At 39.7% G+C, this 13,272-nt stretch carries 10 protein-coding genes and 1 pseudogene; 7 read left to right on the top strand and 4 right to left on the bottom strand.

Annotation, left to right across the window (positions count from 1 at the left end):
- Window positions 1-138 precede the first annotated feature (138 nt).
- Both O9300_RS06595 and O9300_RS06590 read right to left on the bottom strand, forming a co-directional pair.
- A pseudogene (locus O9300_RS06595) lies at window positions 139-336 on the bottom strand (PIN-like domain-containing protein); the annotation flags it as partial.
- Complete coding sequence (locus O9300_RS06590) at window positions 333-1,049, bottom strand: DUF433 domain-containing protein (RefSeq protein WP_002760746.1); 717 nt, start codon at window positions 1,047-1,049, stop codon at window positions 333-335. The gene O9300_RS06590 and the pseudogene O9300_RS06595, both read right to left, overlap by 4 nt.
- Window positions 1,050-1,504: 455 nt before the next feature.
- Between O9300_RS06590 and O9300_RS06585 the strand changes: the two genes are divergently transcribed.
- Entirely contained in the window at window positions 1,505-4,702 is a 3,198-nt protein-coding gene (locus tag O9300_RS06585; RefSeq protein ID WP_287970762.1) for a type ISP restriction/modification enzyme, read from the top strand.
- 236 nt (window positions 4,703-4,938) lie between these two features.
- Here the strand turns inward: O9300_RS06585 and O9300_RS06580 are convergent, their stop codons facing one another.
- On the bottom strand, window positions 4,939-5,175 hold the full coding sequence (locus tag O9300_RS06580; protein WP_287970760.1) for a hypothetical protein: 237 nt from the start codon (window positions 5,173-5,175) through the stop codon (window positions 4,939-4,941).
- A gap of 2 nt (window positions 5,176-5,177) precedes the next feature.
- Window positions 5,178-6,167, bottom strand: a complete 990-nt coding sequence (locus O9300_RS06575; RefSeq protein WP_287970758.1) for an ImmA/IrrE family metallo-endopeptidase — start codon at window positions 6,165-6,167, stop codon at window positions 5,178-5,180.
- Window positions 6,168-6,389: 222 nt separating this feature from the next.
- Between O9300_RS06575 and secA the strand changes: the two genes are divergently transcribed.
- The 6 genes from secA to O9300_RS06545 all read left to right on the top strand — a co-directional run bounded on the left by secA (window position 6,390) and on the right by O9300_RS06545 (window position 13,228).
- On the top strand, window positions 6,390-9,206 hold the full coding sequence (secA, locus tag O9300_RS06570) for a preprotein translocase subunit SecA (RefSeq protein ID WP_287970756.1): 2,817 nt from the start codon (window positions 6,390-6,392) through the stop codon (window positions 9,204-9,206).
- A gap of 610 nt (window positions 9,207-9,816) precedes the next feature.
- The gene (locus O9300_RS06565) at window positions 9,817-11,004 is read left to right on the top strand and encodes an AAA family ATPase (RefSeq protein ID WP_287970755.1); all 1,188 of its coding nucleotides are present in this window, start codon (window positions 9,817-9,819) and stop codon (window positions 11,002-11,004) included.
- Window positions 11,005-11,028: 24 nt separating this feature from the next.
- Window positions 11,029-11,640 carry a DUF4276 family protein gene (locus O9300_RS06560; RefSeq protein ID WP_287970754.1) on the top strand — a complete coding sequence of 204 codons (612 nt, stop codon included), beginning with the start codon at window positions 11,029-11,031 and terminating at the stop codon, window positions 11,638-11,640.
- A gap of 453 nt (window positions 11,641-12,093) precedes the next feature.
- A complete protein-coding gene (ispF, locus tag O9300_RS06555; RefSeq protein ID WP_149987258.1) occupies window positions 12,094-12,573 on the top strand; it encodes a 2-C-methyl-D-erythritol 2,4-cyclodiphosphate synthase in 480 nt (159 codons plus the stop codon).
- Window positions 12,574-12,614: 41 nt separating this feature from the next.
- Window positions 12,615-12,842 (top strand): type II toxin-antitoxin system VapB family antitoxin, encoded by a 228-nt coding sequence (gene vapB / locus O9300_RS06550; RefSeq protein WP_147068831.1) that lies wholly within the window; start codon window positions 12,615-12,617, stop codon window positions 12,840-12,842.
- Window positions 12,842-13,228, top strand: a complete 387-nt coding sequence (locus tag O9300_RS06545) for a type II toxin-antitoxin system VapC family toxin (RefSeq protein WP_287970751.1) — start codon at window positions 12,842-12,844, stop codon at window positions 13,226-13,228. Before vapB ends, O9300_RS06545 begins: the two co-directional genes overlap by 1 nt.
- Window positions 13,229-13,272: the final 44 nt, after the last annotated feature.

The raw sequence follows: 13,272 nt of genomic DNA, 5'->3' as shown, positions 1-13,272 counted from the left end.
TTTGCTAATAAACATAGCAAAATTATAGATGATTTCCTGACCTAAGATCACATTTTATTCTTTTTTCCACTTCAATCTAAGAATTGAGAAAAAAGCAAAACCCTCCATTATACCATAAAAAAATTATGCAAGAGGTCTAATATTTATACCAATGTTTACATCTTTAGTTAATACTATCCATCCTCTTTGACTAACAATAGGTAGCCACTACGTATCCGGTGCATCTGGGGCAAAATGGGCATGATGAAATTCAATTTTAACCCCTATTTCTTGCAAAGCTTCACCGATAGATTTTCCTAAAGCGCGGTCTATAAAATAGGTGTATTGATAGGTCATGCCGCTTGCCAATTGCACTCGAATAAAATCGCTTTTTCAATTTGCCAAGGTTGACAATTATAATCATTGGCAATATCTTCTATAGAGTCCCCCGCATCATAAAGTTCTGTGACAACTTTAGTGGGAATTCCTGTTCCTGTGATCACGGGTTTTCCGAAGGAAATATTAGGGTCTATCTTTAGGACTTTATTGCTGAAGTCTTCCCCATTTATGTCGATAGTGGGAAAAAGCCGTGTGGCGATATCTTGTTCATCCCATTCAATACGAGTTAAGAGATTATTTAAGAATTGTTTCATCGTCAATTGTCCCGAACGGGAGGCATTAATTAAATGTTCAAATTGTTCAATAAAAAGGTCAGTTCCATCGGTACTAAATTGTTTTTGAACCAGAGGATGATCGGTGTTAAATTGTTCACTAATATAGTCTAGGGCCAGTCTAACTTTATCGAGAGGGATGTTATGAACTTTGCGAATAACTCTTAAAACGTGCGCTTCCACTAAGTTAGTAAAGGAAAGTTGCGGAATATTCGGATTAGGTCGTTGAATGAGGGGTAAAAACTCTTTTTGTCCTTTTTTAGTGGGGTAGGTGCGTCCTCGTACCCACGTTCTCAGAGTGGGTAAAGGAATATGGAGATAGCGCGCAGTATCGGCTATAGTGTAGGTGGGAACATGATAGAGATGCTCTAGAGATAAGGGAGATGATGCTTTGACCATCGTTAATATTTTGGTGAAGTTGTTGGGATGAGATTATCGCCTATTATTTCATTCTAGCTAATTTTGGTATCCTTGAGGATAGGGATAAAGCAGGGTACATCTTATTTTTGTAAATCTAGCAAGTTGGGATTTTTACGCGAAAACTCTCTGATAAAATTGGGCATTACTTCCGACTTTATTAATCAATCCAAGCTTTTGGGGGGTTCTACCCCCCAAACCCCCCGTTGGGGGCGTGGCGCCGCCCCCAAACCCCGGAGCGCATTAGCTTTTCGGTGGGATGCTTACAGGCAGCTGCTGATATATCTGTGATAATTCAAGAATCACTGATAATTGCTCATTGTCGGTATTTCTGCAAATGTCAGATGCAGCCATAAAGTAGGATGAGGGCAGTGGACATTGGGGGCAAATGAGGTTATATTTTATCTATAGAAGAACGTTTGTATGTCGCAACGATAATGAGTAATTCACTGCCAAAATATCTAGAGGAAATCACGGGCATTTATCAACAGGGTAACGCCACAGAACACAGTTATCGTCCTGCTTTAAAAAAATTAATTGAATCCCTAAATAATAACCTACAAGCTCTCAATGAACCCAAAAGGATTGCTTGTGGCGCTCCAGATTTTGTGATTAATCAGGGTATGGTAGAAATTGGCCATCTGGAAGCAAAAGATATCGGAACTTCTCTCAAAAAGGTTGAAAATACTCCCCAAATAAAACGTTATTTACAGGCTTTGGGTAATTTAATTATCACCGATCATTTAGAATTTCGTTGGTATGTATCGGGAGAATTGCGTCTATCAGCTGCCGTGGCAACTCTTAATCAAAAAAAGCAAATTAAACCTGATTCCCAGGGTATTTTACAAGCAGAACAATTGTTCTATCAGTTTTTCCTCTCAAAAGTTATTCAGATAACAACACCGCGAGAATTAGCGAAAAAAATGGCCGCTTTAGCGCAGTTAATTCGAGAGGCAATCGGCCAAGCTTTAAAAGATCAAGATTGCGGGGGAATGTTGCGGCAACAATTGCAATCTTTTCAACGAGTTTTAATTAGTGATCTCAATGAAGCGCAGTTTGCCGATATGTATGCACAAACAATCTGTTATGGTTTATTTGCGGCACGCTGTAATACGGATCAAATAAGTTCTTTTTCCAGGGAAACGGCAGCATTTCGACTACCGAAAACTAACCCTTTTTTGCGGGGAATTTTTCATCAAATTGCTGGTACAGAATTAGATGAGCGGATTACTTGGGCCGTGGATACTCTAGCGACTATTTTACAACAAACGGACATGGAGGGAATTCTGGGCAGCTTTGGAAAACGCACGCGCAAGCAGGATCCTGTGGTTCACTTTTATGAGACTTTTTTAGCCGAATACGATAGTAAAATGCGTGAGTCTAGGGGGGTTTATTATACCCCTGAACCCGTGGTTTCTTACATGGTTCGCAGTGTGGACTATATTCTGAAAAATAAGTTTCAGATTCCTAAAGGTTTGGCCGATGCCAAAAAAATTACGATTAAGCATCCTAATGATAGCCAAGAAACTCAGGAAGTTCACCAAGTTTTAATCCTCGATCCTGCTGTGGGAACTGGCACTTTTTTACACTCTGTTATCGACCATATCTATGATAGTTTTCGTCAACAGCAAGGGATGTGGTCTAGTTATGTTAGTAAACATTTATTACCCCGTCTCTTTGGGTTGGAATTACTGATGGCTCCCTACACCGTAGCACACATGAAATTAGGTTTACAACTTCAGAAATTAGGCTATGATTTTAGTGCCGATGAACGCTTGGGAATCTATCTCACTAACACCCTACAGGAAGCTTTTCAAATTCCCCCTGCTGATGGTTTTTTAAATCGCATTCGCGATGAAGCAGCCGCGGCAAAAGATGTTAAGCAAGAAATGCCAGTTATGGTTATTTTAGGCAATCCACCCTATTCCTATCAGTCGATGAATACTGACCCTTGGATTGTGAATTTGGTTAAGGATTATTATCAATTAGATGGAAAACCATTGGGAGAGAGAAACCCCAAAGGTTTATTAGATGATTATGTGAAGTTTATTCGCTTTGCTCAGTATCGGGTAGCGGAAACTGGTTATGGAGTTGTGGCGTTAATTACAAATCATGGTTATTTGGATAATCCCACTTTTCGGGGAATGCGTCAAAATTTGATGCAGACTTTTGATGAGATTTATGTTTTAGATTTGCATGGGAATAGCAAGAAAAAAGAAGTTTGTCCCGACGGTTCACCCGATCAAAATGTGTTTGATATTCAGCAAGGAGTAGCGATTGCGTTTTTTATCAAGTATCAAGATAGTCAGCAAGATTTAGCGAAGGTTTATCATGCTGATTTGTGGGGTGTTAGAGAGGTTAAAGAGCATAAGGAGTTAGTTGGGGGTAAGTATTATTGGTTAGATGAAAATGATATTAGTTCAACTGAATGGGAAATTATAAATCCCAAATCAGATTTTTACCTATTTAATCCTCAGAGCAAAGTCTCATCTGATGAATATCAAAAATATTGGGAACTTGATACAATCATGTTGACAAACGGTTCTGGCATCAAAACCCATAGAGATCACTTTGTCTATGATTTTGATAAATCTAAATTAATAGAGCGAATCAATGACTTTAGAAATACACTTATGAATGATTCAGAAATAAAAAATAAATATAAGTTGGAAGACAGTTTAGATTGGAATTTAAATCAAAAGAGAAAATCTTTTACATCTGAATCTAATTGGCAATCTTATTTCACTCAATGTTTATATAGACCTCTTGATATTAGACCTTATTATCATCATGATGCTTTAGTAAATCGGTTGAGGCATGAAATAATTCAGCATACGATGAATAAGAATAACATTGGTATAGGTATAGGTCGCCAAGGAATTGCGGTTAATGATCCTGAATGGGCTTTGATTACTGTTTTTGAGAATGCCATTGATACTAATATTTTTAGAAGAGGTGGAGTTAATATTTTCCCCCTCTATCTTTACCCAACCAATACCCCAACCCTATTTGAAACAGAACCAACCAACTCGCCAAATGGTCGCCGTCCCAATCTAGCGCCAGAATTTATTAAGGAACTTTCGGCAAAACTTGGCTTAGAATTTATCAGTGATGGCAAAGGAGAAGAAAAGAAAACCTTTGGACCAGAAGACATTTTTAACTATATCTATGCCGTCTTTCACTCTCCCCAATATCGCCAACGTTACGCCGAATTTTTTAAAATAGACTTTCCTCGTGTTCCTCTCACCAGTAATCAAGAATTATTCTGGGAATTAGTCAAAAAAGGTGACAGATTAGTACATTTACACCTAATGAAAGCAACGGGAAAAGAAATTAGCAGCTATCCCGTGGCGGGTTCCAATCTAGTCGAACAGGTGAAATATAACGAAAATAAACAACAAATCTGGATTAATTCTGACCAGTATTTTGCGGGGATTCCGCCCCAAATTTGGAACTTTTATATCGGCGGTTATCAAGTGTGTCAGAAGTGGCTAAAAGACCGCAAAGGTCGCCACCTTAGCTACGATGACCTAGAACATTATCAACAAATTATCTCCATTTTGGGCGAATCGATCGCAATTATGGAAACTATAGATATAATTATCAATAAATATGGTGGTTTCCCCTTTAGTTAAGCCACCGGTGAGAGAAGATTAATACTAAATCCGTTGACTATAGGCTACATATCAGGACAGGTAAAAGGGAGAATAAATAATCAGTACAGGTGCAAGATTTTGAGAGAATCGTGCTTCAAAACCTTGGGTTTTCATCGGCCCGCGTCCTGTAGGGGCGAAGCATTCGGGCAATAACCTATCGGTGAAACCGGAGATTTTCTATCCGAATGCTTCGCCCGTACTTTTTGCCGCAAACCCTAGATTGATATTTTATCGCAGGTTTCAACCACAGATAAAGCGTCTTCTAGGTTATATTTATTAGGGTTTCTCTTCCTTTTTTGTTGCGGTTCCCTTTTAAATTTATATTTAAATGTCTCAAGAATTTTAACTTGATTAATTTCAACTCCAAAGGTATTGAGGGTTTTCTCAAATAAGCCATAGGTGGACAATTTTAGGATAATGTCATTATCCAAACAATAAACAGAACCTATCAAGGTTAAACTCCTAACACCTTTTCTAGATACTCGTAGGTTTCGTCATCAAATTTATCCCAGTCTAACTTATTAGCCAAATATTCATTAATAATCTTATTGCCATTTGGGTTGGGTTCTAATACTTTTAAAGTAGCCATGGCTAAAGCAAAGTAGTTGTTATGCCATCCATAGTTCAGAATAATTTCACCTATGTCAATATCCGGATGATGAGAGATAAAATGTTCTTGAACATATTTACTGAATTTTTCAGTATTTGGGAATTTCCCATCCCCAAGGCAGTTATCATAATCACCTAGGAGTAATTCAGTGGCAAATTGATTAGCTTCTTTTTCTTCGCTATCATTATCAAATTTAATCTCTTCATCAACTAATACCCCATCTTTTAGATGTGCTAATGCTAAATGTCCTAACTCGTGCGCTAAGTCAAAAGCGAGTCTTGCCGACTGTTGATATTTTGAACTAAGAATAATTACAGGACAAGTGGAATGCCATTGAATTAATCCAGCAAATTTCTTAGTTTTGTTAGAAAAATGATCAAAGTATCCCACCGCTATTCCCTGGGACCAACAATAGTCTAAAAGAGAGGTAAAGTCAACCTTTGGCCAGTGACTTAAGATGTCTTCTCTGATGGTTTTAGCATCCTTAGGTAAAGGGGTATAATTAACTTCAACCCCCAAGGAAATTAACTCAGCAAAACGACTCGCTAAAGCTTGCGCTAGATAGGGATGTTGGTTATTCTGGCTATTGTGCTGTTTAAATTTAGTATGGGGAGGTCGATTAAATTTGACCTTTTCTTGAGGGGTTAATAAGGATGAGAGGTCAAGATTGAGGTTTTTGGCGATATAACCTGCCCCTTCTAGGACTGCAACGGGTTTATCATTGAGTTCATCATCCCACCAACTGGGCAAGCCATTTTTTCGGACATAATTTTTTTTAAGTCCGATTTTTGAGAGTTTCCCGTAGAGGGCTGCCATGGTAAGGCTTTCTGTCATGGTTTCACCCTCCTTTGTCGGCAATACTAAGTTTTTTAAGGTTTTAGGGAATCAAAGTAGATCAGCATATTCTTATCTCTAAGATACCATCTCTAACTTAATTTTTGCCCACTGGCAAGAGTCCCTTTTCAGGGATAAATGATTCTCCACTCCCAACGAGAGTGATACAATTGTTAACACCACAGATCAAGAGCCAATCGAAGCGAGAGAATAAAAACTGCTATGTTAAAAGCCCTACTCGGAGATCCCAACGCCCGCAAAATTAAAAAATTTCAGCCCCTCGTCACCGAAATCAACCTGCTGGAAGAAGATATTAAAAACCTGTCCGATGAGGAATTAAGGAGCAAAACCAGCGAATTTAAGGAAAGATTGGACAAAGCCAGAAATTATGACGAAAGAGAGGATATTCTCGACGAAATCCTCCCCGAAGCTTTCGCCATTGTCCGGGAAGCGGGAATCCGAGTCTTAGGGATGCGTCACTTTGACGTGCAGTTATTGGGGGGAATGGTACTGCACAAAGGACAAATCGCCGAGATGAAAACTGGGGAAGGAAAAACCCTAGTTGCCACACTCCCCGCTTATTTGAATGGATTGACCGGAAAAGGGGTTCACGTCGTCACCGTCAACGATTATCTCGCCCGTCGTGATGCGGAATGGATGGGGCAGGTACACCGCTTTTTAGGGTTAAGTGTGGGACTAATTCAAGCCGGCATGAGTCCGGAAGAAAGAAAGAAAAATTATGCCTGTGACATCACCTACACCACTAACAGCGAACTCGGCTTTGATTATCTGCGCGATAACATGGCTACAGTGATGGGGGAAGTTGTCCAAAGACCTTTTAACTACTGCGTTATCGACGAAGTGGACTCCATTCTTATCGATGAGGCCAGAACCCCATTAATTATATCAGGAGCGATCGATCGACCCACAGAAAAATATATTCTCGCCGCCGAAATCGCCAAGCAATTAGTGCGCCAAGAAGTAGAAGACGGACCGGGAGACTACGAAGTTAACGAAAAGGACCGTAACGTTTTAATGACCGATGAAGGCTTTAAAAAAGCGGAAGAACTATTAGAAGTTACCGATTTATACGACCAAGAAAATCCCTGGGCGCACTATATTTCTAACGCTATTCGTGCCAAAGAACTCCAGAAAAAAGACGTTAACTATATCGTCCGCAGTGGTGAAATTGTTATTGTTGATGAGTTCACGGGACGGGTATTACCGGGGCGACGTTGGGGCGATGGTTTACATCAGGCAGTGGAAGCTAAGGAAGGGGTAGAAATTCAACAGGAAACCCAAACCTTAGCCACGATTACCTATCAAAACTTTTTCCTACTCTATCCGAAATTATCTGGCATGACCGGGACGGCCAAAACCGAAGAAACGGAACTAGAAAAAGTCTATAACCTGCCAGTAACAATTATTCCCACTAACCGCGTTTCTCGTCGGCAAGATTTAGCCGATGTGGTCTATAAAAATGAACAGGCAAAATGGAACGCCGTCGCCGAAGAATGTCAACAAATGCACGAACAGGGTCGCCCGGTTTTAGTCGGTACTACCAGTGTGGAAAAATCGGAAGTGCTTTCGCTTTTATTACAGGGAAGAAAGATTCCCCATAACTTGCTTAATGCTCGTCCGGAAAACGTGGAAAGGGAATCGGAAATCGTCGCCCAAGCAGGCCGGGCCGGGGCTGTAACCATTGCCACGAACATGGCGGGACGGGGAACCGATATCATCCTCGGTGGTAACTCCGACTATATGGCCCGATTGAAAATTCGCGAGTATTTAATGCCGAAATTAGTTATGCCCGAAGATGACAATTTGGCCTTTAGTTTACCCAGTTTAGGAGAACGCAATCGCCCGCAAGGATTCGCCCCAGGTAAGAAGAAAAAAAACTGGCGCGCCTCGGCGGAAATTTTTCCCACCGAGTTACCGAAAGAGGTAGAAAATGCCCTGAAAGAAGCGGTTAAATTTGCCGTTGATACCCACGGAACTCAAAGTTTACCCGAATTAGAAGTAGAAGAAAAAATCGCCATCGCGGCCGAAAAAGCCCCCACGGATGACCGGGTTATTCAAAAGTTACGGGAAGTCTATAAATTAATTCGCAAAAGTTATGAAGATTACACAGGCAAAGAACACGATGAGGTAGTAGAAAGAGGCGGACTGCACGTTATCGGGACGGAACGCCACGAATCCCGCCGTATTGACAACCAATTGCGAGGCAGGGCGGGCAGACAGGGCGACCCCGGTTCCACACGCTTCTTTTTAAGCCTAGAAGATAATTTATTGCGGATTTTTGGGGGCGACCGCGTGGCGGGTTTAATGGATGCCTTCCGGGTGGAAGAAGATATGCCCATTGAGTCGGGAATGTTAACTCGTTCCCTGGAAGGCGCGCAAAGAAAAGTGGAAACCTTCTATTATGATGCCCGGAAACAGGTGTTTGAATACGACGAGGTGATGAATAATCAACGGCGCGCTATTTATGCCGAACGTCGTCGGGTTTTGGAGGGGATGGACCTAAAAGAACAGGTGCTGCAATACGCCGAAAAAACCATGGATGAAATCGTCATGGCTTATATTAATCCCGAACTGCCGGCGGAAGAATGGGATTTAGAAAAACTGATTAGTAAATCTCAGGAATTCGTCTATCTCTTGGCAGATATTACCGCTAAGGATATCGAGGATATGAGTGTTAATGATATCAAGATGTTCCTACACGAAGAAGTTCGCAAAGCTTACGAAATTAAAGAACGTCAAGTGGATAGTATTCGTCCCGGTTTAATGCGCGATGCCGAACGTTATTTTATCCTGCAACAAATCGATATGTTATGGCGCGAACACCTGCAAGCTATGGAAGCTTTACGCGAGTCGATTGGTTTACGCGGTTACGGTCAAAAAGACCCCCTAATTGAGTATAAACAGGAAGGCTACGAGATGTTTTTAGAAATGATGATTGATATCCGTCGTAACGTGGTTTATTCCCTGTTCCAATTCCAACCGCAAGGACAACCCCAAGCAGTGGCTAGTGAACAGTAAAAACTAAAAGTTGGCTTAAATTGGGGAGAATTGGCTAAGGCTGATTCTCTCATTTTTTTCCCCTGAGAAATCAGTCACCCACAATCCACACTAGGACGAAAATTATCAGTACAATCACTCCATAGGACAGTAACGACCCCAAAAAATTGAGGATTTGTACGGGAAAATGAATCAAAACTTGGTAAGTAAAATCGGCAGCTGCCAGCAAGGCAGCGAAAAACATAATCACAAGTGTTATCATACTTAATATCTTCTCAATCTGATAGAATAAACGGCTATCCTTTGCGGTAATCGGCAGTGGATAGTCAGAATTTAGGAGATTATCCCCAAGAAAAAACTCGGAGTGCGGTAGAATCGGGAGAGCGTTGGGTTTCATGCTTCAACCGTTCGGCAAAAGCTCACGGCCGAAGCCCAACCTACGTTCTTGTTAAATAAGATTTAGTATAACTCGATCGCTGTTAAAATTGCGGTAGAATCAGGAGAGCTAATTTGCTATAACCAGTCCAGAAGAGCCAGATTACTAAAAATTGACCAGTTTTTTGTGGGAACTGGGAAAATTAACAGCTAATCTGGGACAAGACGAGCTAAAAGCTGCAAAGAGCAACAATCAATGTCTAAAAACTCTATACCTCGAATCGAAAATCTGCGCGTGCAAAATTACCGAGCTTTACAGGACTTAGAATTAAAAAGCATTACTCCTTTAACCGTTTTTCTCGGTCCTAATGGGAGCGGAAAATCTACCATATTTGATGTCTTTGCTTTCCTCTCTGAATGTTTTACTGTTGGTTTAAAAAAAGCTTGGGACAGACGGGGAAGATTTAAAGAATTAAGAACCAGAGGACAAGAAGGTTACATCATTATCGAATTAAAATATCGAGAAAAATTGGCATCACCTTTAATTACCTATCATTTGGCTATTAATGAAGCTAACAATCGCCCTTATGTTGCCGAAGAATGGTTACAGTGGAGACAAGGAGCGAAGGGCAAACCTTATCGCTTTTTAGACTTTAAAGAAGGGGGAGGAATAGTGGTTAGTGGAGAAAATCCCAAACCAAAAGATAAACGAATCTCTGAACGATTAGACTCCCCGGAATTTTTAGCTGTTAGTACCCTCGGACAATTGGCCAAACATCCCCGGGTTAGTGCTTTGCGTCGTTTTATCACAAGTTGGTATCTTTCCTACTTAACCGCAGATAATACTCGCACTCAACCAGAAGCAGGAGCGCAAGAAAGATTATCGCCAACTGGTGACAATTTACCTAATGTTATTCAATATTTAAAAGAAGATCATCCTCGACGATTAGAATCTATTTTACAAACCCTTTCTCGTCGAATTCCTAGATTAGAAAAAGTAGAAGCATCTATTATGCCGAATGGACAGCTTTTACTGCAAATTAAAGACGCACCTTTTCAAGAGCCAATTCTTTCCAAATTTGCCTCCGATGGCACTTTAAAAATGTTGGCTTATTTAACTATATTATACGATCCAAGCCCTCCGCAATTACTGGGAATAGAAGAACCAGAAAATCATCTTCATCCCCGTTTATTACCTGAATTAGCAGAAGAATGTCGGGCAGCGACCGCAAGTACACAATTAATGGTAACAACTCATTCTCCCTTTTTTGTAGATGGTTTGAAACCAGAGGAGGTTTGGGTACTTTATCGAGATGAAAATGGTTTTACTCAAGCTAAACGTACTTCAGCAATGCAAGGAGTTAAGGAATTTATTCAAAATGGTGCTTTGTTGGGTCAATTATGGATGGAGGACTATTTTGATGTGGGGAATCCTAGCATTTAAGTTTAATAGCAAAGGAGGGAAAAAGTGCATCTTGAATTTTTAGTTGAAGAATTTTCTACCCAAGAATGTTTAAATCAAATTTTACCTAAAATATTATTTGAGAATGTCACCTATAAAATTCATGCCTTTCGAGGTAAATCCGATTTAATCAAAAAACTACCGGAGCGATTAAAAGGCTATCAATGCTGGATACCCGATGATTATCGAATCATTATTCTTGTAGATAGAGACAATGAAGATTGTCAAATGCTCAAAGAAAAGTTAGAAAATATTGCCCAACAAACAGGACTGATCACCAAAACGATTAGTGAAGATAAAAAAACATTTCAGGTGTTAAATAGAATTGCTATAGAAGAACTAGAAGCTTGGTTTTTTGGTGATATTCAGGCTATAGTCTCAGCCTATCCCAAAGTTTCTACTAATGTGGGACAGCAAGCAAAATACAGAAAACCCGATGAAATTAGGGGCGGAACTTGGGAAAACTTAGAAAAGATACTTCAAAAAGCTGGGTATCATCGAGGAGGTTTAGAAAAAGTGAAAGCAGCCCGAGAAATTTCTCAATTTATGACTCCTGCTCATAATTGTTCTCCTAGTTTTCAGATTTTTTATCAAGGTTTATTGGCGATGATTAGCTAAGGATATTTAGGAAAGTAAATAATGAAACTGCTAGATCACTGTCAAGGATAAATCGATTTTTAACTGTTGAATAAATTTTTGCATAATTGTTCAAAATTCGGTGTTTAACTATAGCGTTTCCTAAGCTAGTAAGGTACACCTATTTTTCTTCCCCTTTGCATGAGTGCCTAAAACCCATAGCTTTTGTACCTCAGCAGACTGAAAAACGCTATAAATCTTATTTAACAAGTATAGAGTGGCAAGTGGGAAGTGGGTTTTTAAAGTTGGATTGGCAGTTAATGATACTATCAAAAATCAATTTAGTATAAGCTTTCATTGTATTGGGAAAAACTTCAGCAGAATAGTTCATCCTTCCTAGCTAATTAACTAATAAGGACAAGTTAGGGAAATCTTTTCCCTAACTTGTTCCCTTTTGCGATAAGATAATTAATATAACTTCAAGGAGACTGCTCTATGAATATTCGTATTGGTAACGGCTACGATATCCACCGATTGGTAACAGGAAGACCTTTAATTTTAGGAGGAGTAGAAATTGCCCATACTGTCGGTTTATTGGGTCACAGTGATGCCGATGTCTTAACCCACGCTATTATGGATGCCATGCTGGGGGCGCTTAGTTTAGGCGATATCGGTCATTATTTTCCCCCCACAGACCCGCAATGGCAAGGGGCGAATAGTTTAAAATTATTAGAGCAAGTTAATCAGTTAATTATCGATAAAGGTTGGCAAATTAATAATATTGATTCGGTAATTGTCGCCGAAAAACCGAAAATGAAACCCCACCTCAGCGCGATGCGAGCTAAGTTAGCAGAAACTCTCAATATTAATCCGGAACAGGTGGGAATTAAAGCCACTACTAACGAACAATTGGGACCGGTAGGACGAGAAGAAGGTATAGCAGTTTATGCCGTGGTTTTATTGGTTAAGGAATAAGTAATTAGTAAGAATTCGCTTAGATTAAGTATCCCAAACCTATGAATATAGACACAAAAATCTTAGAAACTGTCGAAGCAATGCCAGAGTTCTTAAAAATAGAGCTGCTTCACTATGCTGAATATTTGATGGCCAATTATCAATCAGATGTTATTATAGAGAAACCTTCTCTTAGGAAACGTCGTTCAGGAATTTTACAAGGTACATTTAGCTTACCTTTGTCCGATGACTTTGATCAGTCTTTGGAAGATTTTCAGGAATATATGTGATGACATCTTTTCTTCTGGACACTCATACTTTCATCTGGTTAACTGAAAACGATCCTAACTTGCCTAATAATCTTCGGGAGGAAATAGATTTTGCTCCTGAAGTTTATGTCAGTATTGTTAGTCTCTGGGAAATTGCGATTAAGTTAAATTTAGGTAAGTTGGCCCTACAAAAAAGTTATGAAACCATTGAAACTAAACTAGAAGCATCAGATATAACCTTACTATCTATATCATTTTCTGATACTCTAAAAATTTGTACTTTACCCTTGCATCACCGGGATCCATTTGATAGAATGCTAATTGCTCAATCTCTAAACAGATCGCTAATTCTAATTAGTAAAGATACTAAATTTGATGCTTATAATGTACCAAGAAAATGGAGATAATACCCCGTCTGGCTCAATTCTATTCAAGATGAGAGCAAGATAAA

This window comes from Microcystis sp. LE19-195.1E (genome assembly GCF_027532095.1).
GTDB classification, from domain to species: Bacteria; Cyanobacteriota; Cyanobacteriia; order Cyanobacteriales; family Microcystaceae; genus Microcystis; species Microcystis aeruginosa.
The sequence above is the reverse complement of the archived record's forward strand: the minus strand, read 5'-3'. Positions and strand labels throughout refer to the sequence as shown.